Below are 26,346 nucleotides of genomic sequence, written 5' to 3' on the forward strand. Positions count from 1 at the left end.
CAGCGTGTCATGGCCGGCGCCGCCGGTGATCATATTGGCCAGCGCATTGCCGGTGCCGGTGAAGTTCGCCGATCCCGTGTAGCTCAGGTTCTCGACATTGATCAGTGCAGCGATCGAATAGGCTGCAAGCGACGTGCGGATTTCGTCGGTGCCGGCACTGGCCAACTCGGTGACGATGTCGCTCGCACTGTCGACCACATAGATGTCGTTGCCCGCTCCGCCGACCAGCGTGTCATTGCCGGCACCGCCGTCCAGCAGATCATTGCCGGCGCCGCCGATGATCGTGTTGGCGAGCGCATTGCCGGTGCCGGTGAAGTTGGTCGATCCCGTATAGCTCAGAATCTCGACATTGTTGCCGAGCGTATAGTTTGCCAGCACGGTCTTGACCGTGTCAGTTCCCGCGGCGGCGTTCTCGGCAACGCTGTCGCCAGCATTGTCGACCATATAGGTGTCGTTGCCCGCTCCGCCTATCAGTATGTCAGCGCCAGCCGCACCATCCAGGGTGTCGTTGCCGACACCACCAGTGATCGTGTTGGCAAGGCTATTGCCTGTCCCGACAAAGGCTGCCGTTCCGATATAGGTGAGGTTCTCGACATTGGCTCCCAGTGTGTAGGCGGCCAGGGCCGTGCGAACCGTGTCGGTTCCCGCGACGGCGTTCTCGGCAACGCTGTCACCGGCATTGTCGACGATATAGGTGTCGTCGCCCGCACCGCCGATCAAGCTATCGGCGCCTGCCCCGCCATTCAGCGTGTCATGGCCGGCGCCGCCGGTGATCGTGTTGGCGAGCGCATTGCCGGTGCCGGTGAAGTTGGCAGATCCCGTGTAGCTCAGGTTCTCGACATTGATCAGTGCAGCGATCGAGTAGGTCGCAAGCGACGTGCGGATTTCGTCGGTGCCGGCACTGGCCAACTCGGTGACGATGTCGCTCGCACTGTCGACCACATAGATGTCGTTGCCCGCTCCGCCGACCAGCGTGTCGTTGCCGGCGCCACCGTCCAGCGTGTCGTTGCCGGCGCCGCCGGTGATTGTGTTGGCGAGCGCATTGCCGGAACCGATAAAATCGCCGGCGCCGATGAAAGCCAGGTTTTCGACATTGGCAATATTGGTCAAGGCATAGGAAGAAAGCACCGTCCTGATCAGATCGGTTCCTGCATTCAGCCCTTCGGTGACCACGTCGGCCAGATCATCGACGATATAGGTGTCGCTGCCCGCTCCGCCGATCAGCATGTCTGCTCCGGCCTTCCCGTCCAGGGTGTCGGCACCTGCCCCCCCGGTCAGGATGTTGTTCAACGCATTGCCTATGCCGGTAAACGTTCCCGTGCCGATATAGGTGAGGTTCTCGACATTAGCACCAAGCGTATAGTTTGCCGATGTCGTGCGAACCGTGTCGGTTCCCTCATCGGCGGCTTCGGTGACGACGTCGAAAGCATTGTCGACGATATAGGTGTCGTCGCCCGCACCGCCGATCAAGCTGTCCGCACCGGCTCCGCCGTTCAGCGTATCGTTGCCGGCGCCGCCGGTGATCGTGTTGGCGAGAACGTTGCCGGTGCCGGTGAAGCTGGCGGATCCCGTATAGGTCAGGGTCTCGATATTTTCGCGGAGCGTATAACTTGAAAGCGCCGTCCGAACTGTGTCCGTCCCCTGATTCGGGCTCTCGATCACAAAATCGAAATTATCGTCGACAACATAGAGGTCGTTACCCGCCCCGCCCACCATCCAGTCGGAACCAGCCCCTCCAATCAATGTGTCAGCGCCGGCACCACCATAAAGGGAATCATTTCCGGCATTGCCCCAAAGCGTATTGTTCGCTTCGTTGCCTATAATGTTGTCGTTGCCGGAGCCGGCCTGAACGTTCTCGATCAAGGACGCAACGTTGCCGTTATAAAGAAGTGCGTTGAAAATGTTGCCGCGGGCATAGCCATTGTTCGGCCCACCCCACAGATCGGCCAACTGGCTCTGGGAAAAGACCGAATACCCCCCTGCTTGCAAGTCGATCTTGAGGGCGGTGGTATAAGCGCTCAAATCATAGGTATCGATACCACCGCCGTCCCAGATTGTCGCGAAGATCCGGTTGGCATCGGGGGTGATGGCGGCCACCCCGTCGACATAGGTGACGCCTTCGTTCGGATTCCACTTATAGACGGTATCGCCATTGTTCGTCGTGTAGTCCGCACCATACATTTCCTGCAGGGCGGCGATGTCGAGCATCATGAATGTCTGTGGCGCCCCGTCATGTTCATACTCGTACCCGTCTCCATTATCTCCGACATATGTACGGTAGGTCATGATCGTGTATTCGACCGAATCGTAGGCGCGCGGAACGACCGTGGGATTGTAAAAGAAATCCGGTTCGTGAGCATGTTTCAGCCCGAGAGCGTGACCCAGTTCATGCGCCAGGGTATGTCCCGCATAATTGCCGAACTCCGGATAGCGATAGTCGGATTCCGTGCCGGCATATTCCGTCCCGAACCAGATATCGCCGCCGCTGATGCCAGCATCCGGATAATAGGCCCATGCCGTCTCAGGTAGCCACGATTGAGCGAACCGCACCGTTGCGGTATCCGCGCTTCCGGCCTCAAAGTTGGCGTTCGTAAACCCCTCAACCGAAAAGCCGTCATTTGCCGCGTTTCCATAGGATTGCTCCATAAAAAATAAGGCTACAGACTGCTGTTGCGAGGAAATCGACGAAAAATCGAAATCTTTCTCGCCGCTATAGGAATACGATGTCGAGAGAGTGGGAAACGCATAGGTTATCGTTCCGTCCCAGGCAACGCCGCTGAGAAGCCCGTCAATTCTCTGATTTCCAGTCGAATTGACGTACTTCATCCAAGTAATAAGGTTCGTCATAAAATACCCGTTTGCCTATTCAATTCGGCCGCGCCTAATGCCAGTTTCCCTCTGCCGCAAATCAGGGGAAAATTCAACTAAAAGCTTTATTTCTCTTCAGGAAGTTTTTGACCCAACTAACGCTCCTGAAGCGCTTTCTCCGCAACCTCTATCGAAGGCCAGAAGACATATTCTAGGATTCTGTGCTCGCCGGTCCGAACCTCCGCCATTGCTGCCACGACGGCACTTAAATTGACGTTACGGTCATATGCTGAAATTTAATAAGTCTCAGGCTCGGTGATATCGGGAAAGCGAGAGGTCCGCATTGTTTCGGCGCCGCCGAACATTGTCTCGCCTGTCGTGCCGCGGGCTCGCCCTCACGACGTGCCGCGTCGGGTTCGAGGATCGCGTCTGCCGCAATCTTGGTGACGTGCGCTGTGACGTTCCGTAGCGAGTGAAGAGAAAGGCTTTGAGCTTGACGACAGCGTGCTGTCCGACCGTGATGAAGCCGGTCCTTGTTCAAAGCGTCAATTTGAAGCTCGAACGTGCTCCCCAAGAAAAACCGGCGAAGCTGAAGGCCAGCTGAGCTGATCAGCTTGAAAGCCTGCTCCGGGCGTTCTCCGCCAATTCCTGTACCCGGTCTGCCGGGATGCGGCCGATCAGCATGAAGGCGTGCGTCGCATTCGACCAGTAGACGACATTCATACCTTTGCGGTGTTCGAGGTCCGGCGCTTTCGGCCCCTTGTCAGACTCGACGATGCAGAGCGCCATCGGCCCGGTCTCGGGGTCGAGATAGGCGATCTGGGCGAGCGCCTTACCATCATATTGCAGCAACAGGGCGCGTTTGAAATCAATCCCCGGCAGCGAGACGGCTTCGGGGGAGAGTGAGAGGCCGAGCTTCTCGTCAAGACCGGCGAGCTGGGCGGCCTGGTCCTCCCTGCCAGGGACGGGGCCGGCGAGCGTTTCGGCGGTATAGAGCGAGATATAGTCGGCGACCACGGCGCGCCATTCGCTGTTTTCGTCCTTTGCCGAAAAGCCTTTGCCGATGCCGATGACGGCGCGGTCGATCGCGATGCCGGCGGCCAGCGAGGCGGCGAGCGCGCCGAGGAAGCGGCGTCGAGTGGCGAATGCGGGCGTGGGACCGGATCTTGCGCTCTGCTGCACAGGAAGGGCGGCGAGCATCGCCTGCAGCTTCTCGCGGGGGGCTTCGGCGAGCAGCGGGGCGAAGGCTTGTTCGAAGGGCAGGTTGGCGCGCGCCAGAAATTCCAGCCGTTCGGCGGTGCTCTCGTCTTCGTTCACAATGGCTTCAATGCGCGCAGCCTCTTCGGGCGTCAGTTCGCCGTCGATGAGGGCGGTGAGGTCCTCGTCGGAGGGAATGGTGTGTTTCGTCGTCATTGCCGTCCCCCTTCCGGTCCGGCGTCGGAGAGCTTGGCGCGGGCCGCCGCCAGCCGGCTCATCACGGTTCCGATCGGGATATCCAATATGCCTGCAACCTCGCGATAGGAAAGTCCTTCCACATAGGCGAGGAAAACCACTGTCCTCTGCGCCTCGGGCAGCGCATTCACCTGCTTCAGCACCTGACCCGCCATCACATGGGTTTCGGTGTCGTGGGCGCCGTCGAAGGTCAGCGTCTCCCCGGCATCGACGAAACCCTGGCCCTGGCGCACCCGGCGGGAGCGGATCTCGTTCAGCCAGATCGAGTGCAGGATCGAAAACAGCCAGCGGTCGAGCCGGGTGCCGGGGATGAACTGATCGGCGCGCTCCAGCGCACGGAGGCAGGTCGCCTGGACCAGGTCGTCGGCGACATCGCGCTGATGCGAGAGAACGAGACCATAACGCCAGAGCCTTGCCAGATTTTCCGTCAGGCCGCTCCTGATATCCGCTTCGCTCGCGATGGCCGCCTCCGCCGGTCCTGCATTCTTCGAAACCGCCGGATGAACCGGCGATTCCATTCTCGCGCGACTATAGGCAGGAAAATGGGTGCGCGCGACCGACATTCTTACATCCCTTTCGTGCTTCCATTTTCCCGCCCCGTGGCCTGCTGATCAGATCTTAGAGGGATCGAGGATTGCAGCGTTCAGATCCTGATATTCCTCGCAGCCGGTGCCGCAGATCGCCTTGATTGACTGCAGCTGGTCCTTGGCGAGATCGAGCTGGCCCTTGATGACATAGGCTTCGCCGAGATATTCGCGGACCTTGGCGTATTGCGGGTCCATCTTCACCGACTGCAGATAATAGGAAATGCCTTCGTCGGTGCGGCCAAGCTTGCGGGTGGCATAACCGCGATAATTCAGCACTTCGGCGGTGTTCTGATCCTTGACCGTGTCGAGCACGGCAAGCGCCTCCTCGTAGCGGCCGGCCTTGGCCAGCGAATAGGCATAGTCGGCGCGGTTCTCGTCGGAGACGTTGGCGCTCTGCTGCTTGACGCATTTCTTGGTCTTCTGGTCGTAGATCTCGCCCTTCTTGCAGGTCGGCGTCGTGCTGCTGTTATCGCCGATCGCAAAGACCGGGCCGGAGAGAACTGAAGCGGCGAGGCAGCCGCCGAGAAGGATGGAGGCGATGCGGATTGTCGTGATCGTCATGGGGAAACTCCTCAAAGGTGACGTTGCGAGGAGAGAACACCGCTGCATCTGGCTTTATTCGCCGGCGTCTCCATTTTCTCCATCACTGCTTCGTGAAGCAGACGAGGTCGAATAAATCATCGGCACCGCGTGTTTTTCGTTCCGCCGGGAACGACAAGGAGAATTCTGTGACCGATACCGTGAAACTCGTCAGCCTCGCCATCGCCGCACCCGAACATGTCATTTTCCAAAAACAGGCGGTCGAAGCCTCGGCCCGACTGTTTGCCGACCGTTTCGAGGATTTTCGCCATCTTGCCCGCGTCTTCGATAGCGCAGGCATCGATAAGCGCCATGCGGCGCGGCCGCTTGCCTGGTTCGACGAGCCACATGGTTGGCAGGATCGAATGCAGGCCTATGCCGAGGTGGCGGGCGGGCTTTTCGTCAAGGCCGCCAGCTCCGCCCTTCGCCAGGCACGGCTTGAGGCCGGCGATGTCGACTGTGTCGTGACCGTTTCCTCCACCGGTTTTACGACACCGAGCCTTGATGCGCAGCTTAGCCGCAGGATGGGTTTCAGACCCGATATCGAGCGCGTGCCGGTCTTCGGGCTCGGCTGTGCCGCCGGCGTGTCAGGCTTTGCGATCGCCTCGCGACTGGCGCGGAGCCGGCCGGGCACTGTTGTGCTTTTCGTCTCGATCGAGCTTTGCACGCTCGCCTTCCGGCTGGACGAGCTGACGCGGCCGAACATCATCGCGACGGCGCTTTTCGGCGACGGCGCTGCCGCCTGCCTGCTGCGATCCGGCGAAGGCGGGCTGGCGGAAGTGGAATCGACCGGCGAGCATCTCTTTCCCGACACGCTCGACATCATGGGCTGGAAGATCGATGACGGCGGCTTCGGCATCGTGCTGGCGCAATCGCTGCCGCCCTTTGCCGAACGCGAGCTCGGGCCCGCGGTAGCGGCCATTCTGGCGCGCAACGGGCTGAGACGGGAGGATATCGACCGCTTCATCTGCCATCCCGGCGGCATGAAGGTGCTGGCCGCGATGGAAAACGCGCTGTCGCTGGCGCCGGGCTCGCTCGATCACGAGCGCGCCGTGCTGGCCGAATATGGCAACATGTCCTCGCCAACCATCCTGTTCGTGCTGGAGCGGGCAATCCGCGCCGGATTGCCGGCGCGCGCCGCGATGATCGCCATGGGGCCGGGCTTTTCGGCCAGCTGCGTGACGCTCCGGAGAGCGGCATGATGTGGCCGTCAATCGCGCTTCTTGCATTCGTAACGCTGCAGCGACTGGGGGAGCTGGTGCTTGCCCGGCGCAACACGACGGCGCTTCTTGCCAGGGGTGCTAGAGAGGTGGCACCCGACCACTATCCAGTCATGGTGGCGCTGCACGCGGGCTGGATCATCGGCCTTTGGCTGCTTGCCCCCGGCAGGCCGATCGCGCTCTTCTGGTTTCTGGTGTTCATGGGGCTGCAGGTGCTGCGGCTCTGGGTGCTGGCGACGCTGAAAGGCCGCTGGACGACGCGTATCATCATCCTGCCCGGCGCGCCGCTCGTCGGATCGGGGCCTTATCGCTTCCTCCGGCATCCGAACTATACAATCGTCGTCGGCGAGATCGCCGCCCTTCCCCTCGCCTTCGGCCTGCCGCTTTACGCGATCGTCTTTTCCCTTCTCAACGGGCTTGTCCTCTATGTCCGCGTAAAGGCCGAAAATGCCGCGCTGAAAGGCGCAATGATTTTGAAATGAACGCGATTTTCCGTTTGCGTTGCGGTATCGGCACGGGCATTTTTACCCCGATAGACAAAGCGGAATGCAAGCGGAAATGACGAAGAACGCAATCGTGCTCGGCGCCGGCATCGTCGGGGTTTCCACGGCCATCCATCTTCAGCGGCGCGGCCGGCAGGTGACGCTGATCGACCGCAAGGATCCGGGCAACGAAACCTCGTTCGGCAATGCCGGCCTGATCCAGCGCGAAGGTGTGGCGCCTTACGGCTTTCCCCAGCAGCTCGGCCTTTTGCTGCGCTATGCGCTGAATAACCGCATCGACGCGCATTATCACCTGCGCACGCTGCCGAGCCAGATCGCCTTTCTCGCCCGCTACTGGTGGAATTCCAATGCGCGGCGCCACGCGATCATCACCCGGGCCTATGCGCCGTTGATCGAAAATTCGATTGCCGAACACAAAGACCTGATCGAGGCGTCGCAGGCCGAAGGGCTGATCCGCAAGGACGGCTGGATCAAGATTTTCCGCACTGAAGCCAAGCGCGACGGGGCTCTTGCGGAGGCCGCACTTTGGCAGAATGAATTCGGCGTGGAGTATGACAGCCTGACTCCGGCCGACATTGCCCACATCGAACCTCATATGACCGGCGATTTCGCCGGCGGCATCCGCTGGCGCGATCCCTGGTCGGTGCTCGATCCGCATGCGCTGACATCGGCCTATCGCCGCTATTTCGAAAGTATCGGCGGCCGCTTCGTCACGGGTGACGCCGCCTCGCTCGGCCCGTTCGGCTCCGGCTGGAAGATCATGACCGCGGAAGGTCCGCTCGAAGCCGAGGATACGGTGATGGCGCTCGGCCCCTGGGCGGCCGTTGCAACGCGCCGGCTCGGCTATTCCTTTCCGCTCGGCGTCAAGCGCGGCTATCACATGCACTATGCCGCCGAGGGCAATGCCGTGCTCAACAACTGGACGCTCGATGCCGAACGCGGCTATCTCCTGGCGCCGATGCGCCGCGGCATCCGCCTGACGACAGGGGCGGAGTTTGCAACGCTCGACGCCCCGAGGACGCCGGTCCAGCTCGACCGCGCCGAAGCCGTGGCGCGCACGATCTTCCCGCTCGGAGGCAGGCTCGATCCCGAACCCTGGATGGGCGCGCGCCCCTGCACGCCAGACATGATGCCTGTTATCGGCAAGGCGCCGCGCCATCAGGGCCTGTGGTTTGCCTTCGGCCATGCCCATCACGGACTGACCCTCGGGCCGGTGACCGGCCGCGTGCTTGCCGAACTCATCACCGGCGAGACGCCGTTCATTGATATCGCGGCCTATTCGCCGCAGCGTTTCAACCCGTAACGCCGAGCGCTGAAAGGCCCTTGAGCGCCGTTGCCGCGATGCCTTCGATCGTGTCGTCGATATCGACGGTGACGACACCCGGCTCGCCTGTAGGCACCTCAAGCGTCGCCAGCTGGCTGTCGAGCAGCGAGACCGGCATGAAATGTCCCTTGCGCTCGCCCATACGCTTCATCAGCAGCGCCCTGGAACCTTCGAGATAGACGAAGAACAGATTGCCGCCGGCGGCAGCCCTCAGCCTGTCGCGATAGAGGCGTCTCAGCGCCGAGCAGGAAACGATGATGCCCTCGCCTTTCTCCAGCGAGGCCTTGATGTCTTCGCCGATGCGGTCGAGCCAGGGCATCCGATCCTCATCGGTCAGCGGGATGCCCTTCGACATCTTCTCGACATTGGCGGCGGGATGAAGCGCATCGCCTTCGACGAAGGCCAGGCGCAGGGCTTCGGCAAGCTTCTCGCCAACGGAGGATTTACCGCAGCCGCTGACCCCCATGACGATGATCGCATGAGGCCTGTTCATCTGCTCATCCGGCATGTTTCCTTCCCCAGCATCTAACCTTTTGTCTGCGCAATTCCGGACGGAAAACCGCTACACACTTTTCCTGGAATTGCTCCGGCTCCCACTTAATCGAGCGGGAAATGACAGGCATATTGTTGTGCGCCTTCTCCCCTCAATTCGGGAGAAACCTGGCGACAATAGTCCTGCGCCTTCCAGCAGCGCGGATTGAAGTGACAGCCGGACGGCGGCCTCAAGGGCGACGGCAGTTCGCCCTGCAGGCGGATGCGGGTCTTCTCGCGCTCGGGATCGGCGATCGGGGTCGCCGACAACAAGGCGGCCGTATAGGGATGGCGCGGCCGGGCGAAGACTTCAGCGGCAGGACCGGTTTCGATCGGGCGGCCGAGATACATGACCATCACCTCGTCGGCGATGTGATGGACGACCGAGAGACCGTGCGAGATGAAGAGATAGGCAAGGCCCATCTCCTTCTGCAGGTCCATCAGCAAGTTCAGCACCTGCGCCTGGATCGACAGATCGAGAGCCGAAACCGGTTCGTCGAGCACCAGCACCTTCGGCCGCAGCATCAAAGCGCGGGCAATGGCGATGCGCTGGCGCTGGCCGCCGGAGAACATATGGGGATAGCGGCCGTGATGCTCCGGACGCAGGCCGACGCGGGCCATCATCTCCTCCACCTTGCGACGGCGGGCGGCGGCATCGAGATCGGTATTGATCTTCAGCGGCTCTTCGAGGATCGCGCCGACCTTCTGGCGCGGGTTGAGCGAGCCGTAAGGATTCTGGAAGACGATCTGCACCTGGCTGCGCAGGCTACGGTCGCCGACGCGGGCGGGCCTGCCGTCGATCAGCAATTCGCCGGCCGTCGGATCCTCGATCATCGTGACCAGGCGGGCGAGCGTCGACTTGCCACAGCCGGATTCGCCGACGACGGCAAGCGTCTTGCCGGAATGGAGACTGAAGCTGACGCCGTTCAGCGCCTTGACGGTGGCATCGGCTTTGAAGAGACCGCGGTTGACGGTGTAGAAGCGGGCGAGATCCCTGCCCTCGAGAACAGCGCCGGTCATACCAGGTCTCCTGCAGTTTCAACGGCCATGATGCCGGGATGCCCGAGCGGCTTGCCGTCCTTCAAAGGATAGTTGCAGAGCGCCAGCCCGAGCTCCGGCCCCTGGCGGACGACGCCGCGATCGCATTCGACCGTGGCGTAGCCGCAGCGCGGCGCGAAAAGACAGCCTGTCGGGCGGCCATGTTGGCCGGGCACGACACCGGCGATCGAGGGAAGGCGCTGGCCGACTTTGGCGCGCTCCGGCAAAGCGGCGAGCAGGGCTGCCGTATAGGGATGGTGCGGATCGCGGAACAGCGCCCTCACCGGCTGCTCCTCGACCTTTTGGCCGGCATATTGCACCTGCACACGCTCGGCGGTTTCAGCAACGACACCCATGTCGTGGGTGATCAGCACCAGCGCCATGCCGTGCTCCTTCTGCAGGCGCACGAGCAGATCGAGGATCTGTGCCTGGATGGTCACGTCGAGCGCGGTCGTCGGCTCGTCGGCGATCAGAAGCTTCGGATTGCAGGCGAGCGCCATGGCGATCATGACGCGCTGGCTCATGCCGCCGGACATCTGATGCGGGAAGTTCGACAGGCGGTCTTCCGGCGCCGGAATGCCGACGAGGTTCAGAAGCTCGATCGAACGTTCGCGACGTTCCTTCCGGTTGAGGCCCATATGGAAGCGCAGTGTCTCGCCAAGCTGGAAGCCGACCGTGAAGCACGGATTGAGGCTCGACATCGGCTCCTGGAAGATCATCGCCATGTCCTTGCCGATGATCCTGCGGCGCTGGCGGGCGGAGATGCCGCGCAGATCCTGGCCATCGAACTGCATGCGATCGGCGGTGATCTTCGCCGTCCAGGGCAAAAGCCCCATCAGTGCCAGCATGGCAACGGATTTGCCCGAGCCGGATTCACCGACGATCGAGAGGATCTCGCCCTTGTCGCAGGTGAGCGATACGCCATCGACGGCGCGGAAAAGACCCGATGACGTCTGGAATTCGACAGTCAGATTTTCGATTTCGAGAAGTGGCATCACGACCTCTTCAGCTTGGGGTCAAGCGCATCGCGCAGGCCGTCACCCATCAGGTTGATGGCGAGAACGGTGATGAGGATGGCAAGACCCGGGAATGTTACGACCCACCAGGCGCGCGAGATGAACTCACGGGATTCGGCCAGCATCGTCCCCCATTCGGGTGTCGGCGGCTGGGCGCCCATGCCGAGGAAGCCGAGGGCAGCGGCATCGAGGATCGCGGCCGAAAAGGCGAGCGTCGCCTGAACGATCAGTGGCCCTAGACAGTTCGGCAAAATCGTCTTGAACATCAACCGGAAGGTGCCGGCACCGGCGACACGCGAAGCGATCACATATTCCTTCTCACGCTCTGAAATGACCGAGGCGCGCGTCAGCCGGACGAAATGCGGCTGGTTGACCAGCGAAATCGCGATCATCGCATTGGTCAGACCGGGGCCTAGCACGGCCACCAGAACGAGAGCGAGCAGCAGCGACGGAAAGGCCAGGATGATATCCATCAGGCGCATGATTGCCGTATCGACCTTGCCGCGGAAATATCCGGCGACGAGGCCGATCAGGACGCCTGAAATGACCGAAAGCGTGACGACGACGACGCCGATGAAGAGCGAGAACCGCGCGCCGTAGATCAGGCGCGAGAGGATATCGCGGCCAACGGCATCTGTTCCGAGCAGGTAGGAGGCGCTGCCCGCCTCCATCCAGAAGGGTACGGCCAGCAGCACTTGGCGGTTCTGCTCGTTTGGCGCATGCGGCGCAAAGAGCGGCGCGAGGATTGCGACGACCAGGATGATGACGAAAACCACCAGGCCGATGACGGCGCCCTTGTTGCGGGAGAAATAATGCCAGAATTCCGCAAGAGCGGATGGCTGGCCGGTTTTGACGGTGACCGTGCTCATGGACCGCTCCTAATGACGAATGCGCGGATTGATGAAGCCGTAAAGAACATCAACAATCAGATTGACCAGCATGATGACGCCGGCGATCAGCAGAAGGCCGCCCTGGACCACGGCGTAGTCGCGCTTGAAGACCGAATCGACCATCCATTTGCCGATACCCGGCCAGGAGAAGATCGTCTCGGTGAGGATGGCGCCGGCAAGAAGAACGCCGATCTGCAGACCGATCGTGGTGATAACAGGGATCATCGCATTGCGCAGCGCATGCACGCCGACGACACGCAGCGGCTTCAGTCCCTTCGAGCGTGCCGTGCGAACATAGTCCTCACCCAGCACCTCGAGCATCGCCGAACGCGTCTGGCGGGCGATAACGGCGAGAGGGATGGTTGCCAGCACGATGGTCGGCAGAATGAGGTAGCTGACGGCCGAGGCGAAGGCTCCCTTCTGGCCCGACAGCAGACTGTCGACAAGCATGAATCCGGTGACCGGCTTGAAGAAATACATCAGCGAGATGCGGCCGGAAACCGGCGTCCAGCCGAGATAGCCGGAGAAGAAGATGATGAGCAGCAGACCCCACCAGAAAATCGGCATGGAATAACCGATGAGGGCAACTCCCATCACGCTCTGATCGAACCACGTGCCTCGCTTGACGGCCGCAAAGACGCCGGCGGGCACGCCAAGACAGACGGCAATGATGATGGCACAGAGCGAAAGCTCCAGCGTTGCCGGGAACAATGTGAAGAACTCGCCGAGAACGGGCCGCTTGGTGACGATCGAGGTGCCGAGATCGCCTTGCAGCACTTTTCCGAGATAATCGAAATACTGCACATATAGGGGCCGGTCGAAACCGAGATCGTGCATGATCTGGGCGTGACGTTCCGGCGCCATCACACGTTCACCCGACAAAAGCATGACGGGGTCGCCGGGGATCATGCGGATGAACGAGAAGGCTATCAGCGAAACGCCAAGGAATGTCGGGATCAGCACCGCGAGGCGGCCGATGAAAAAACGCAACATAGCAGGTTTTCCAATAGTTTCCGGCGGTCAGGGGAACCTGACCGCCGGCCGCACCCGGCGTTGACCGGGCAGTTTACAGATTTTTTATTATTCGGAAATGTCCACGCCGTCGAAGCGGTGAATTCCGAGCGGGTCCATGAAGAATCCCGAGACCTTCTTGCTCATCGGAACGAAGACCAATGAGTGGTCGAGCGTATTCCAGGGAGCTTCCTTCTTGAAGATCAGCTGAGCCTGTTCATAGGCCTTCGTGCGCTCGGCGACGTCGGCCGTCTGCTTGGCCTTCGTCATCAGATCGTCGAATTCCTTGTTGCACCACTGAGCGCGGTTGTTACCGCCGACAGCGTCGCAGCCAAGCAACGTATCCATGAAGTTGTCAGGGTCGCCATTGTCGCCGGTCCAGCCGAGGATGACGGCACCGTCGCGATTCTTGTCGGACGAGAGCTTCAGATATTCGGCCCATTCATGGGTGACGATTTCCACATCGACGCCGACCTTGGCCAAGTCGGCCTGCATCAATTCTGCGGCGCGACGTGCGTTCAACATGTACGGACGCGAAACCGGCATCGCCCAGATCTTCATCTTCAGATCCTTGACGCCGGCATCTGCCAGCATCTTCTTCGACGCATCGGGGTCATACTTGTCGTCTACGACGGCATCGTTATAGGACCACATGGTCGGCGGGATCGGGTTCTTGGCAACGGCCGCAGCACCCTGGAAGACGGCGTCGACGATCGCCTGCTTGTTGATCGCCATGTTCAGCGCCTTGCGGACTTCGGCCTTGTCGAAGGGAGCAATCAAGGTGTTGTAAGCGAGATACGAAACGTTCAGGCCGGCCTGCTCGAGCACGGTCAGGTTCTCGTCCTTCTTGAGTTCGGCGACGTCAGCCGCATTCGGATAAGGAATGAGGTGGCATTCGCCGGCCTTCAGCTTCTGCGCGCGGACGGCGGCATCAGAGGTGATGGCGAAAACCAGATCGTCGATCTTTTCCTTGCCCTTGAAATAGGTTTCGTTCGCCTTGTAGCGGATGACGGCATCCGGCTGGTAGGCGACGAAGGTGAACGGGCCGGTGCCGAGCGGCTGCTGATTGAGCTGCGCCATCTTGCCGTCGGCGGCGAGCTTGTCGGCATATTCCTTGGAGACGATCGAGGCAAAGTCCATGGCGAGGTCGGCAAGGAACGGCGCTTCGGGATGGTTGAGCGTGAACTTGACGGTGAGGTCATCGACCTTCTCGATCGACTTGATCAACTCCGGGAAGCCCATGCCGGCCGCGTATTCGTAGGAACCGCCCTCGACATATTTGTTCCACGGATTGTCAGCCTTGAGCTGACGCTCGAACGAGAAGATGACGTCGTCCGCGTTGAAGTCACGTGTCGGCGTGAAGAAGTCGGTGGTCTGGTACTTGACGCCCGGATGCAGCTTGAAGGTATACTCCTTGCCGTCGGCCGAAACGCTCCAGCTGTCGGCCAGGCCGGGCTCGATCTCGGTTCCGCCATGCTTGAATTCGACGAGGCGGCTATAGACCGTGCGCGACGACGCGTCGAAGGTCGTGCCTGCCGTATAGAGGCTGGGGTCGAAGCCTTCCGGCGAGCCCTCGGAGCAATAAACAAGGGTCTTGGACCAGGCCGACGTCGCCATGACGGAAATCAAGGCCGTCGCTGCCAGCAGGACAGAGATCTTTTTCATAATATTGTTTCCCGGTTGTTCTTTTTTGATGTTTGGAGACCGTAGATTGCCATCCCGGTCGACGGTCGATGGAACGATATTTATTTACTGAAAGCAACGGGCTACGCAGAAAATTTTTCCAGCTGGACAATTTTAGAAATTTTCCGTCAAAAATCAGCCTCATTCGGAAATATTCGCACAAAAAAGACCGAAATTTTGTCGCATTTGGTATAAAAGCGCGCCCGTCGCGACACGCAGCCGGCATTTCCCCGTTCTGGAGCCCACGGAGATGCCCCGCAAAAACAAAAACCGCGGTTGCCGGGGCAACCGCGGTTCAGAAGTTTGTGCTGGTCTTTTGATCAGGCGGCCGGGGCGACGATCGCGGGTTTGCGATAGGCCGGCTCGCCGGTGATTCCGAGAAGGAAATTGATCTGCGGACGCGCCTTGACGAGATCGTCAATCGAGTATTCCGAAAGCACGGCAAAGAAAGCGTTGAGCGCCTTGCGCAGCGCCGAATTCAAACCGCAGCTGTCGACCAGCGGGCATTCGACCTCGCCGTCGTCCTCGAAGCATTCGGCCATGGCGAAGCTATCTTCCGTCACCCGAACGACGTCGAAAAGACTAATGTCGGCGGCCGGCTTGCCCAAGCGCACGCCGCCGTTGCGACCGCGCACCGTTTCGACCAGACCCGCCTTGTTCAGCGGCTGGAGGATCTTGAAAAGAAAGAGCTCGGAAACGCCATAGGCCTTGGCGATTTCCGGAATCCGGCTCAAGTGCCCGTCGTTGGCAGCACAATACATCAACATGCGAACCGCATAGTTCGTCTGCTTCGTCAACCGCATGCCATTCTCCTGACTCGTCTGTTCAGACCTATATAGGCGGTTTGCTAGTTTTGAACAATTCCAAAATATGAAATTCGCATTCAGCTTATGAGGCCATTTGCCGCGACGTCAATCCCGCCTCAGGATCTTCTGGTTGCAATCCATGATGACCTGCCGGCGCTCGGGCGGGCCGGGACAGTGAAAGCATGCCGGTGCGGCGTGCGCTTGGTTTCCAAGATCAAATAGAACGGGGGCCGAAAGGCCCCCGAATTGCAGATTGGAATGTCGTAACGATCACTTCATCGTCGGCATGACGAATTCGGCGCCGCTCTTGATGCCGGAAGGCCAGCGGGCGGTGACGGTCTTGGTCTTCGTCCAGAACTTGATCGAATCCGTGCCGTGCTGGTTGAGGTCGCCGAAGCTCGAGGCCTTCCAGCCGCCGAAGGAGTGATAGGCGAGCGGAACCGGGATCGGAACGTTGATGCCGATCATGCCGATATTGATGCGCGAGGCGAAATCGCGGGCGGCATCGCCGTCGCGGGTGTAGATGGCGACGCCGTTGCCATATTCGTGCTTCATCGGCAGCGACAGCGCTTCCTCATAGTTCTGGGCACGAACGACGGAGAGGACGGGTCCGAAGATCTCGGTCTTGTAGATGTCCATCTCGGGCGTGACGTGGTCGAACAGGCAGCCGCCGACGAAATAGCCGTCTTCATAGCCCTGGAGCTTGAAATCGCGGCCGTCGACGACGAGCTTGGCGCCTTCTTCGATGCCGCGGTCGATCAAGCCGCGAACACGGGTATAGGCTTCCTTGGTGACGAGCGGGCCCATGTCGGCCTTGTCGTCGGTGTAGGGGCCGATGCGCAGGGATTCGATCTTCGGCGTCAGCTTCTCGACGAGGCGGTTGGCGGTCTCCTCGCCGACCGGAACGGCAACCGAGATCGCCATGCAGCGCTCGCCGGCCGAACCATAGCCTGCGCCCATCAGCGCGTTGACGGCCTGATCCAGGTCAGCATCCGGCATGATGATCATGTGGTTCTTGGCGCCGCCGAAGCACTGGGCGCGTTTGCCGTTCATCGCCGCGGTGCCATAGACGTAGCGGGCGATCGGCGTCGAGCCGACGAAGGAGACGGCGCCGATATCGGGATCGGTGAGGATCGCGTCGACGGCACCCTTGTCGCCATTGACGACGTTGAGGATGCCGGCCGGCAGGCCGGCCTCGATCATCAGTTCGGCGAGACGGATCGGCAGGGAGGGATCGCGCTCGGAGGGCTTCAGGATAAAGGCGTTGCCGCAGGCGATCGCCGGCGCAAACATCCACATCGGGATCATGCCCGGGAAATTGAAGGGCGTAATGCCGGCGCCGATGCCGACCGGCTGGCGGATCGAATACATGTCGATCGCAGGCCCGGCGCCCTCGGTGAATTCGCCCTTGGCGAGATGAGGAATGCCGCAGACGAATTCGCAGACTTCGAGGCCGCGGATAACGTCGCCCTTGGCATCCTCGATCGTCTTGCCGTGTTCCTTGGAGAGGATTTCGGCAAGCTCGTCCATGTGCTTGTTCAGGAGTTCGACGAATTTGAAGAAGACGCGGGCGCGGCGCTGAGGATTGGTGGCGGCCCATTTCGGCTGCGCAGCCTTGGCGTTTTCGACAGCGGCGCGCAATTCCTCGACGCTTGCGAGTGCGACCGTCGCCTGCACTTCGCCGGTTGCCGGATTGTAGACGTTGCTTACGCGGCCGCTGGTGCCGGCAACCTGTTTGCCGCCGATGAAATGACCGATCTCACGCATGGGTGTTCCTCCTGTTTTTGGATGGCCGACAATCGCACTTCAATTTGCACAAATCAATGCGCTGATGTAAGCAACCGTTGTGCGTAAATTATAGCTCTATCGTTGCATCAGGCGCTGCCGCTGCTTTCAAATTTGGTACGGCACGCCCACAAGTCAAACGACGACAAGTTAAACCGTAGGGAGGTCAAACCGATGAACCGGAAACCCGTCGTCAGAATGGCGGAGCTGGAGATCGATCCGGAAACGCTTGAATCATATCGCGCATTGCTCAAGGAAGAAATCGAAGCGTCCGTCGCGCTGGAAGACGGCGTCCTTTCCCTGAGCGCTGTCTCCATCAGGGACAACCCAAACCGGATCCGTATCCTTGAAGTCTACGCCGACCAGAAAGCATACGAGGCCCATCTGCGGACACCGCATTTCCTGAAGTACAAAAACCAGACGGTGCATATGGTCACATCGCTGACACTTACCGAGGTTGATCCGATCGCAATGCGTGCCAAGCCATGAACTGGGACGATGTTCGGATTTTCCTCGCCGTTGCCCGTACCGGGCAGATCCTTGCCGCCTCGAAGCGGCTGGGGCTCAATCACGCGACACTCTCGCGTCGACTGACGTCGCTGGAAGAGGCGCTGAAGACGCGGCTTTTCATCCGCCGCACGAATGGCTGCGAGCTGACGGCCGAAGGTGAAGTGTTTCTGGCATCCGCAGAGCGGATGGAAACGGAAATGCTCGCAGTACAGGCCAGCCTCGGCCACACCGATACGGCAATTGCCGGAACCGTGCGTGTCGGCGCGCCCGACGGCTTCGGTGTTTCCTTTCTTGCGCCGCGCATGGGCAGGTTGATCGAGCGCCATCCGGCACTGAAGATCCAACTCGTGCCGGTGCCGCGCTCTTTCTCACTCTCGCAGCGCGAGGCCGATATCGCCATCACGCTGGAGCGACCGGACCAAGGCCGGCTCGTTTCCTCGAAGCTGACGGATTACACACTCGGCCTTTATGCCTCACGGGATTATCTGGCGTCACAGGGAGCACCTGCCGATATCGACGCGCTCAAGGAGCATCGCCGCATCGGCTATGTCGAAGACCTGATCTTCACTGCGTCGCTGAATTTTTCCGGCGCAGTCATGCGAAGCTGGGATGCAGGCTTCGAGATTTCGACGGCGATCGGACAGACGGAGGCGGTACGAACAGGCGCCGGCATCGGCATCCTGCACGACTATATCGCCAGGCAGTATCCGGAACTCCAGCGCATTCTGCCGGAGGTTTCGATCCGGCGCGCCTACTGGACGACCTATCACGAAACGGCGCGCGACCTGCTACGCGTCCGGAGCGTCATCGATTTCCTGCAGGAACTCGTCAGCGCCGAACGGCAAATTTTTCTTTAGGAGACGTGCTTGGCCGGCTCGTCGTTCTCATCCGGGTTCGGAACCGGCGCTTCATCAGGAAGCCTGTCCGGCTCCGGTTCCTTGATCGGCGGCACCGGCTTCCAGCCGGGCCCGGGCATCGGCGGCTGATCAGGAATGGGTTCGTTGGGCACGGACATGACCGCCTCCCTTTTCATGATGTTGGAATAAACGCGACGTTCGACCGGGGCTACTTGTCCGGCTTCAACGATTCGGCAGCGCGCATCGGCATGCTGTCGATGATGGCGAAAAGCTCGCCATCGGTGATCGGCTCGCTGACCTTGAGCTTGACGGTGCCGTCCTTGCCGACAAGGAAGGCGGCGAATTCGCCGACCTCCGTCGCCTCGAGATCGCAGCGGATCGCTTCGCCGTCGAGGCCGTCAGCCGCACCGAAGAGCGGTCGAACGCCGGCGCCGGAAACCTTCAGCACCACCAAGTCACGCTCATCGAGGGCCGAGCGGTCGGCGAGCAGGTGATTTTCCTGCCGGGCGGCGCGGGAATTATCCCTGTCGGCGAAAAGGATGAAGACGCGGTTCTTCCACTGAAACTGGGCGAGACTTTCGACCGGCGCGTAAGCGCTGTTGGTCTCGTCGATTTTCGTCGCGCCGTAGAGCAGGGTTTTCGACATGCATATTCTCCCGTTAACATGAGAACGACCCGATGCCGCATGGGTTCCATCGAAACGATAGGAACCAGGTTTTCATTCTGATGGTGGGGGAGATGGTACGGTTGGGGGGTCTCGAACCTCCGACCTCAGGTGCCACAAACCTGCGCTCTAACCAACTGAGCTACAACCGCATAAATCGCGCTTGGCGCGACGGGGGTCACATACGAGGACTTGGCGAGGAATTCAAGTCCCATTCCTCGTCAATATACAAAAAGGCTGGACGCGAGGTCCAGCCTTTTATCTCCGATCGGTAAGGACCGATCAGGCAACCTTGAAGGAAGCCATGGCCTTTTCGGCGGCGTCCTTGGAGGGCTTTGCGAGCTTTTCGGCCACCTGCTTGGTGGTTTCCTGGATCGACTTCGCCTGCTCGACGGTGAGTTCGGCCTGCTTGCGGATGAACGAGGTCTGCAGCTCGAAGAATTCGGCCGGCGACTTGACGCCGAGCAGCGCTTCGAAGTGCGACAGCGAGTTCTCGGAATTGATGCGCAGGATGTCGATCGCCTTCAGGCCGATCTCGACGCTGCCGGCCTGTGCCGTCTGGACGGTGGCTTCGAGCGTCTTGCCGGCTTCCTCGCCAGCGGTCTTCAGCTTGGCATATGCATCCTTCGACTGCTGAGCGCCCTTTTCGGCGAATTCACGGAAGGATTCCGTGAACTTGGACGGGTCGAAAGAAGCGATTGAAAAAACGTCGTCGGTCTTTATGGTAGCCATGGGTCGCATCCTTTGGGTTGAGGCAGCCGCTGCCTGCATAGTTGGGATGATGCTTATATAAGACATTTTATTGTGCATTGCAACAATTATTGTGCAGTGCACAAGACGTTAACCTTTCCGGCCGAAAACCCCCTCCTCTTCTGGACCGGCATGCGCCCCGCAGTTATTAATAAGCCGTTAATTTAAGAAGGCCGACAGCGACAAGGTTCGAACATGCCCGCAGTCCAATATCCGTTCATCGATATCGCCGTGCACGCACGGGTGCGGGAACGCTTTTCACGCGGCGAGGCCATGGTGCTGTTTTCGGCCGATCTTGCGCGCCTGCTCTGGGCGAACGGTGCGGGTGCGGAGCTTTTCGGCCATTCGGCAGTCTATGACCTGCTCGATCAGGGGGTCGACCGCACCGACATCACCTTCCGCCAGCTGGAAACCGCCGCGCGCCAGCTGACCGATATCGGTGACAACAGAAGCCTGATGATCCGCGTCGCCAAGGGCTTTCAGCGTGCGCAGGTGCAGGCGGCTGCCGAACTGATCCGGCTTTCCCAAGGCGAAAAGGCCATCCTGTTTTCGGTGCCGGTCTCGGCAAAGCCACTCGCGGCCGGCGCATCGGCCGCTCAGATGCTACAGGGACTTGATGATCCCGACACGCATATGGCGGTGATCGGCGCCAATGGCGAGGTTATCGCCGCTTCTCCGGGCTTTGCCTCGCTCGGGATCTCCGAGCTGACGGCAAAGACCTTGATCAACCTTGCCGGCGCGCATCCCGACCGGCTGGTGAAACGACCTGTCGCCACCGGCAGAGGCAATCTTCCGGCCGCGGTCGGCAAACTCAGCGACGATCCGGCGCTCAATCTGCTCTTTGCCGTGGAGACTGCGATCGGTCATCTCGACGCGGTCGAAGCGCCCGCGCTCGACGCGATCGATGCGCCCGCACAGGAAGAAAGCGCGCCGCCGGCCGAACTGCGTCAAGACGAACCTGTCGCCGTCGCAGGCTTCACCGAGATCATCGACGCGGTCTCGGGGATCGAAGAGGTCGAGGAGACGCTCGAGGAGATCGCCGGCGAAAACGAACAGCCCGCCGAAACAGCCGCGGCATCCGCAGACGAGGCGATTGAAGAGACGCATCCTGCCGCGGATGCGGAGCCGGAGAGCGACGGCGACATGATCGATAGCAGCGCGGATGAGGCCACCGAGCCCGCCGCGGTCATCGAGGACGATGTGACCTCCATTGCGGAGACGGTGGAAACGGCTGCGGCGGAGCCGCCTGTTGAAGCCAGCGAAACGCCTATCGAAGACACGCCGGAAGCGGTCCGCGAAGAGCCAGCCATTGAAACGCCTGTGGTCGCCGATGCCACCCCTGCCCCTCAGCTTGCGGCTGAGCCCGGCTTCGTCTTCAGGCCGAACAGCCGTGCCACACGCTTCGTCTGGAAGATCGACGCCGAAGGCCGGTTCAACGAGGTCAGCCACGAATTTGCAGAGGCCGTCGGTCCGCATGCGTCCGACATCATCGGCTCTGCCTTCGGCGATGTCGCCGCCCTCTTCAATCTCGATCCCGACGGCAAGCTTTCCGAGGCGCTCGCCCGCCGCGACACATGGTCGGGCAAGACGATCCTCTGGCCGGTCGAAGGCACCAGTCTCGTCGTTCCGGTCGATCTGGCAGCACTGCCGACCTATACCCGCAACCGCGACTTCGATGGTTTCCGCGGTTTTGGCGTCGTTAGGCTTTCGGATGCGCAGGAAGATCCGCTGGCGCTCGGCCTGACACTCGGCCCTGATGCTATCGGCCATGATGCAGCGAGCCTCGGCCCGGTGGCCGAGCCCGTCGCCGAAGTGGCAGATGAAGCGGAAGCCGCCCCCCAAGGGGTCTCGGCCGAAACCATTGCAGCGGAAGAGATCGACGACCAAGCGTTTACGGCAGCCGAGCCGGAGACCGAAGAGACAGGATCGGAAGAGATCACTGCCGAAGAGGCGATCGTGGAGACATCAGCGCCGGAGAGTGCCGTAGAAGAACAGGCGGTCGGCGCCGACGAAGCACCTGCCGCCGAGCCGGCAGCGGATGTTTCGGACGAGCCGCCGGCGCTTCGGATTTCGGAAACGCCCAATCGCCGTTTCTCCGACAAGATCGTTCAGCTCCACAACAGCGGCGCCGGACTGACGGCTGCCGAACAGGCCAATTTCCGCGAGATCGCCAAGCGGCTCGAAGCCTTCGGCACGCGTAAGGAAGAGCCTGTCGCCCCGGCGCCGATGGAACCCAGCGCCGCGGCGCCGGCTGAACCCGCCGTCACTGAAACGGCCGGCTTCGAAGAGGCCTCCGGACCCGAAGAGTTCGAGGCCGAAACTCCCGCCGACAAGGCTGATATACCGTCGCCCGAGGAAATCGCGCCGCAGCAGGCGATCTTCGAGAATGCCGTCGAGGCAGAGCACGAAGACGACGGTGCCGCTGAAGAACCGATTGTCATCGCCGAGGACGAGGCGACGGAAGGGCTGGAGGAGACGGCCAGCCAGATCGAGGTTCTCACCAGCTTCATCCCGCCGCGCATCAAGATGACGGACGGGCTTTCGATGGGCACGGTCGATCAACTGCCTGTCGCCGTGCTCATCCATATCGGCGATGCGCTGATCCATGCCAATCCGGAATTCATGCGGCTGACGGGCTACGGTTCACTCGACGCATTGCGCGAAGTGGGCGGCATCGAAGCCCTGCTGCAGCGCCGCGAACTCGAGGAGAAGGCCGCAGGCTCCGGTACCATGATGCTCGTCAAGGCCGACGATACGCTGGCGCCGGTGACTGCGCGGCTGCAATCGGTGCGCTGGGAAGACGCCAACGCCCTGATGCTGGCGCTGATGCCGGTGGAGGGTAAGGAAGATGGCCGCAGCGATGTAAACCGGTCCGAGGGCCGCTCCGAAGGCCGCCCCGAGCGGATGGTCGAGAAGGTCGCTAAACTCCAGGTCGAAGTGGAAGAATTGCGCTCGATCCTGGAAACGGCGACCGACGGCGTCGTCGTCATCGGCACGGAGGGCGATATCCGCTCGATGAACCGGTCGGCCAGCGCGCTTTTCAATTATGACGAACAGGAGACGCGCGGCAAACCCTTCGTCATGCTGTTTGCCCATGAGAGCCAGAAGGCGGTCATCGACTATCTGAACGGCCTCTCCGGCCATGGCGTGGCAAGCGTGTTGAACGACGGGCGTGAAGTGATCGGCCGCGAGGCCGCCGGCGGCTTCGTGCCGCTGTTCATGACGATGGGCCAGCTCACCTCCTCCAACGGCTATTGCGCCGTCATCCGCGACATCACCCAATGGAAGCGCACCGAAGACGAGTTGCGCAACGCCAAGGGTGCGGCCGAAACCGCCAACGCCCACAAGACCGATTTCCTCGCCCGCGTCAGCCACGAGATCCGCACGCCGCTCAACGCCATCATCGGCTTTTCCGACATGATGGCCGGCGAGCGTTTCGGGCCGATCGGCCATCCGCGTTATATCGAATATGCCAACGACATCGGCCGCTCCGGCAGGCATGTCCTCGACATCGTCAACGACCTGCTCGACATTTCGAAGATCGAGGCGGGCGAGATGGATCTCGATTTTGCTGCCGTCGGCCTCAATGAGGCGGTCTCCGAGGCCGTGGCTCTGGTACAGCCGCAGGCGAACAGCCAGCGCGTCATCATCCGCACGGCGCTGTCGCATGCAGTGCCTGAGGTCGTGGCGGATCTGCGCTCGATCAAGCAGATCGCGCTCAACATCCTGTCGAACGCCATCCGCTTCACCCCGTCAGGCGGGCAGATCGTCGTTTCGACGTCCTATGAGGCGAATGGCAGCGTTGTCCTCAGGGTCCGCGATACCGGCATCGGCATGACGCGCAGCGAGCTCGACCAGGCGATGAAGCCGTTCCGGCAGGTCTCCTCGACCCAATCGCGCCACCGCGGCGACGGCACCGGCCTCGGCCTGCCGTTGACCAAGGCGATGGTGGATGCCAACCGGGCGACCTTCTCGATCAATTCGGCGCCGAACGAGGGCACGCTCGTCGAGATCACCTTCCCGTCGCAGCGGGTGCTGGCCGGTTGATAAAGAAAAGGCAGCCACGAGGCCGCCTTGAAATTTGGTGCTGTTCAACAAGAGCTCAGTCGATCAACGTCATGTTGTAAGCCCGAAGGCTCCAGCCGCCTCGTTCATGTGCGGCCCCAAGTTAGCTTTACATTTGACAAACCTTTCTTAACGAAAGGTTTCCATGACAGAAGATTGATAGATGGTGAAAGCTTCTAGCTTAAGAGTACTATCAATCCTTCAGCTCGCTTAGCCCGGCGAAGAGTCTTAGAGCCTCTGGATTGGCAAGCGCTTCCTGGTTTTTCACCGGCCGGCCGTGAACGACCTCGCGCACGGCAAGCTCGACGATCTTGCCGGATTTGGTGCGGGGAATATCGGCAACCGCGATGATCTTCGCCGGCACGTGCCGCGGCGAGGCGCCGGTGCGGATGCGGGCCTTGATCGCCTTGACGAGATCCTCGGTCAACGTCACGGCGGGGGCAAGGCGGACGAAGAGGATGACGCGCACGTCGTCGTCCCAGTCCTGGCCGATGCACAGCGCCTCGGCCACCTCCTCCATCTGCTCCACCTGATTGTAAATCTCGGCCGTGCCGATGCGCACACCACCAGGATTGAGCGTCGCATCCGAGCGGCCGTGGATGATCAAACCGCCATGCTCCGTCCATTCGGCGAAATCGCCGTGGCACCAGACATTGTCGAACCGGTCGAAATAGGCGGCGCGATATTTGGCGCCATCGGGGTCGTTCCAGAACATCACCGGCATCGAGGGGAAGGCCTTGGTGCAAACCAGTTCACCCTTCTCCCCGCGCACCGGCTTGCCGTCATCGTTCCAGACGTCGACCGCAAGGCCGAGGCCAGGTCCCTGGATCTCGCCGCGCCAGACCGGCTGCAGCGGATTACCGAGCACGAAGCAGGAGACGATATCGGTGCCGCCTGAGATCGAGGCGAGCTGTACGTCTTCCTTGATACCCTCATAGACGAAGGTGAACCCTTCCGGCGACAGCGGCGAGCCGGTGGAGGTCATCAGCCGCAGGCTGGAGAGATCGTGGCTGACGCGCGGCGTCAGCCCACCCTTGCGCACCGCGTCGATATATTTCGCCGAGGTGCCGAAGATGGCGAATTTTTCCGCCTCGGCATAGTCGAACAGCACGTTGCCATCGGGGGCGAAGGGCGAACCGTCGAACAGGCAGAGCGTTGCGCCGCTGGCAAGACCGCTGACCAGCCAGTTCCACATCATCCAGCCACAGGTGGTGAAATAGAACAGCTTCTCGCCCGCCTGCAGGCCGCAATGCAGCCGCTGCTCCTTGAGGTGCTGCAGCAGCGTTCCGCCGGCCGAATGCACGATGCATTTCGGCACGCCTGTCGTGCCCGACGAAAAGAGGATGTAGAGCGGGTGGGAAAAGCCAAGCCGGGTGAACTCGACCTCCCTTGCCTCATAGGGCGCGACAAAGGCCTCGAGCGTTAAAGCCCCCGGCGTCTGGCGCGCCACGGCCTCCGCATCGCCGGCGTAATGGACGATGACCGTCGGGACACCCAGGCTTTTTGCAACCGTGGCGACCTTGGCGCCGACATCCTGCAGCTTGCCGGAATACCAATAGGCATCACAGGCGATGAACAGCCTTGGCTCGATCTGGCCGAAGCGGTCGAGCACACCCTGCTCGCCGAAATCAGGCGAACAGGACGACCAGATGGCGCCGATCGAGGCGGCGGCGAGCATGGCCGCGACGGTCTCCGGCATGTTCGGCATCATAGCGGCGATGCGGTCGCCCTTGCCGATGCCGAGTGCTGCAAAGGCCTGCTGCAGCTTCGAGACCAGCACGTGCAACCGGTCCCACGACCAGCGGTCCTCGGCCTTGTCCTCGCCGCGGAAGATGATGGCATCGCCCTCACCGCGGCGGGGCAGCAGGTTTTCGGCGAAGTTCAGCGTCGCATCGGGAAAGAAGCGGGCTTCCAGCATGCGGTCGCCATTGGCAAGCACCTTGGCGCCACGCTCTCCCTTGACGCCGCAGAAATCCCAGACGGTCGACCAGAAACTCTCCCGCTCGGCCACCGACCATGCATGCAGATCCTCAAAGCGGGAAAGAGAAAGCCCGAAATCGGCATTGCAGCGCTCCATGAAGGCATGGATCGGGCTTCTTGCTACCGCATTCTCCGAGGGCACCCAAAGTGGTCTGGTATCGCGCATTCAATCTCCTCCCCAATAGCGTCTTTATAACATGCTGCATTGCATTATAAAGTGTGGAACCGACGCGATCCGTCGCCTCGAGCATGATGCCGAAAAGTGTGGGCGGTTTTCGGACAACATC

22 protein-coding genes and 1 tRNA gene are annotated in these 26,346 nt (G+C 61.1%); 6 read left to right on the forward strand and 17 right to left on the reverse strand.

The genetic code is table 11. From position 1 onward, the window contains the following. The 4 genes from G9X68_RS31790 to G9X68_RS05320 all read right to left on the reverse strand — a co-directional run. Positions 1-2,847 (reverse strand): M10 family metallopeptidase C-terminal domain-containing protein (locus G9X68_RS31790; protein WP_244956111.1); only part of this gene is annotated, 2,847 nt, incomplete at its 3' end. Between the two features lie 570 nt (positions 2,848-3,417). After that, positions 3,418-4,221 (reverse strand): anti-sigma factor family protein, encoded by an 804-nt coding sequence (locus G9X68_RS05310; RefSeq protein WP_171601547.1) that lies wholly within the window; start codon positions 4,219-4,221, stop codon positions 3,418-3,420. Continuing rightward, positions 4,218-4,823: an RNA polymerase sigma factor gene (locus G9X68_RS05315; protein ID WP_171601548.1), complete on the reverse strand. Its 606-nt coding sequence runs from the start codon at positions 4,821-4,823 to the stop codon at positions 4,218-4,220. The genes G9X68_RS05310 and G9X68_RS05315 overlap by 4 nt, the downstream gene beginning before the upstream one ends. A 48-nt stretch (positions 4,824-4,871) precedes the next feature. Beyond that, a complete protein-coding gene (locus G9X68_RS05320; RefSeq protein WP_171601549.1) occupies positions 4,872-5,408 on the reverse strand; it encodes a tetratricopeptide repeat protein in 537 nt (178 codons plus the stop codon). 167 nt (positions 5,409-5,575) lie between these two features. On the opposite strand from G9X68_RS05320, the gene G9X68_RS05325 reads away from it, so the two are divergent. From G9X68_RS05325 to G9X68_RS05335, 3 genes are all read left to right on the forward strand, one after another. Then, complete coding sequence (locus tag G9X68_RS05325; RefSeq protein ID WP_171601550.1) at positions 5,576-6,628, forward strand: 3-oxoacyl-[acyl-carrier-protein] synthase III C-terminal domain-containing protein; 1,053 nt, start codon at positions 5,576-5,578, stop codon at positions 6,626-6,628. Beyond that, positions 6,625-7,128, forward strand: a complete 504-nt coding sequence (locus G9X68_RS05330) for an isoprenylcysteine carboxyl methyltransferase family protein (RefSeq protein WP_171601551.1) — start codon at positions 6,625-6,627, stop codon at positions 7,126-7,128. The genes G9X68_RS05325 and G9X68_RS05330 overlap by 4 nt, the downstream gene beginning before the upstream one ends. Before the next feature lie 76 nt (positions 7,129-7,204). Further along, positions 7,205-8,452 (forward strand): NAD(P)/FAD-dependent oxidoreductase, encoded by a 1,248-nt coding sequence (locus G9X68_RS05335; protein WP_171601552.1) that lies wholly within the window; start codon positions 7,205-7,207, stop codon positions 8,450-8,452. Here the strand turns inward: G9X68_RS05335 and G9X68_RS05340 are convergent. The 8 genes from G9X68_RS05340 to G9X68_RS05375 form a co-directional block, all read right to left on the reverse strand. After that, a complete protein-coding gene (locus G9X68_RS05340; protein WP_171601553.1) occupies positions 8,442-8,981 on the reverse strand; it encodes a gluconokinase in 540 nt (179 codons plus the stop codon). The genes G9X68_RS05335 and G9X68_RS05340 overlap by 11 nt on opposite strands. Positions 8,982-9,070: 89 nt before the next feature. Next, positions 9,071-10,024, reverse strand: coding sequence for a peptide ABC transporter ATP-binding protein (locus G9X68_RS05345; protein ID WP_171601554.1), 954 nt, complete (start codon positions 10,022-10,024; stop codon positions 9,071-9,073). Then, positions 10,021-11,037 (reverse strand): ABC transporter ATP-binding protein, encoded by a 1,017-nt coding sequence (locus tag G9X68_RS05350; protein WP_171601555.1) that lies wholly within the window; start codon positions 11,035-11,037, stop codon positions 10,021-10,023. Before G9X68_RS05350 ends, G9X68_RS05345 begins: the two co-directional genes overlap by 4 nt. Further along, entirely contained in the window at positions 11,037-11,927 is an 891-nt protein-coding gene (locus G9X68_RS05355; RefSeq protein WP_171601556.1) for an ABC transporter permease subunit, read from the reverse strand. Before G9X68_RS05355 ends, G9X68_RS05350 begins: the two co-directional genes overlap by 1 nt. A 9-nt stretch (positions 11,928-11,936) precedes the next feature. Further along, positions 11,937-12,941, reverse strand: coding sequence for an ABC transporter permease subunit (locus G9X68_RS05360; protein WP_171601557.1), 1,005 nt, complete (start codon positions 12,939-12,941; stop codon positions 11,937-11,939). An 87-nt stretch (positions 12,942-13,028) separates the two neighbouring features. Next, the gene (locus G9X68_RS05365) at positions 13,029-14,624 is read right to left on the reverse strand and encodes an ABC transporter substrate-binding protein (protein WP_171601558.1); all 1,596 of its coding nucleotides are present in this window, start codon (positions 14,622-14,624) and stop codon (positions 13,029-13,031) included. A gap of 338 nt (positions 14,625-14,962) precedes the next feature. Continuing rightward, entirely contained in the window at positions 14,963-15,445 is a 483-nt protein-coding gene (gene rirA, locus G9X68_RS05370) for an iron-responsive transcriptional regulator RirA (protein ID WP_018244873.1), read from the reverse strand. A 273-nt stretch (positions 15,446-15,718) separates the two neighbouring features. Then, complete coding sequence (locus G9X68_RS05375; protein ID WP_020048532.1) at positions 15,719-17,215, reverse strand: CoA-acylating methylmalonate-semialdehyde dehydrogenase; 1,497 nt, start codon at positions 17,213-17,215, stop codon at positions 15,719-15,721. A 192-nt stretch (positions 17,216-17,407) separates the two neighbouring features. Between G9X68_RS05375 and G9X68_RS05380 the strand changes: the two genes are divergently transcribed. Further along, entirely contained in the window at positions 17,408-17,722 is a 315-nt protein-coding gene (locus G9X68_RS05380) for a putative quinol monooxygenase (protein WP_171602163.1), read from the forward strand. Further along, a complete protein-coding gene (locus G9X68_RS05385) occupies positions 17,719-18,600 on the forward strand; it encodes a LysR family transcriptional regulator (RefSeq protein ID WP_171601559.1) in 882 nt (293 codons plus the stop codon). The genes G9X68_RS05380 and G9X68_RS05385 overlap by 4 nt, the downstream gene beginning before the upstream one ends. Here the strand turns inward: G9X68_RS05385 and G9X68_RS05390 are convergent. From G9X68_RS05390 to G9X68_RS05405, 4 genes are all read right to left on the reverse strand, one after another. Beyond that, positions 18,597-18,758, reverse strand: coding sequence for a hypothetical protein (locus G9X68_RS05390; RefSeq protein WP_171601560.1), 162 nt, complete (start codon positions 18,756-18,758; stop codon positions 18,597-18,599). The genes G9X68_RS05385 and G9X68_RS05390 overlap by 4 nt on opposite strands. Before the next feature lie 50 nt (positions 18,759-18,808). Beyond that, complete coding sequence (locus G9X68_RS05395) at positions 18,809-19,246, reverse strand: DUF4174 domain-containing protein (RefSeq protein WP_171601561.1); 438 nt, start codon at positions 19,244-19,246, stop codon at positions 18,809-18,811. A gap of 93 nt (positions 19,247-19,339) precedes the next feature. Beyond that, a tRNA-His gene (locus G9X68_RS05400) sits at positions 19,340-19,416 on the reverse strand. Positions 19,417-19,546: 130 nt separating this feature from the next. After that, on the reverse strand, positions 19,547-19,996 hold the full coding sequence (locus G9X68_RS05405; RefSeq protein ID WP_003545621.1) for a phasin: 450 nt from the start codon (positions 19,994-19,996) through the stop codon (positions 19,547-19,549). A gap of 213 nt (positions 19,997-20,209) precedes the next feature. Here G9X68_RS05405 and G9X68_RS05410 point away from each other — a divergent pair, with 213 nt between their 5' ends. After that, positions 20,210-24,061, forward strand: a complete 3,852-nt coding sequence (locus tag G9X68_RS05410) for an ATP-binding protein (RefSeq protein WP_171601562.1) — start codon at positions 20,210-20,212, stop codon at positions 24,059-24,061. A gap of 211 nt (positions 24,062-24,272) precedes the next feature. Here the strand turns inward: G9X68_RS05410 and G9X68_RS05415 are convergent, their stop codons facing one another. After that, entirely contained in the window at positions 24,273-26,225 is a 1,953-nt protein-coding gene (locus tag G9X68_RS05415; RefSeq protein WP_171601563.1) for an acetoacetate--CoA ligase, read from the reverse strand. Positions 26,226-26,346 lie beyond the last annotated feature (121 nt).

It is taken from the genome of Rhizobium changzhiense, from assembly GCF_013087625.1.
GTDB classification, from domain to species: Bacteria; Pseudomonadota; Alphaproteobacteria; order Rhizobiales; family Rhizobiaceae; genus Rhizobium; species Rhizobium sophorae.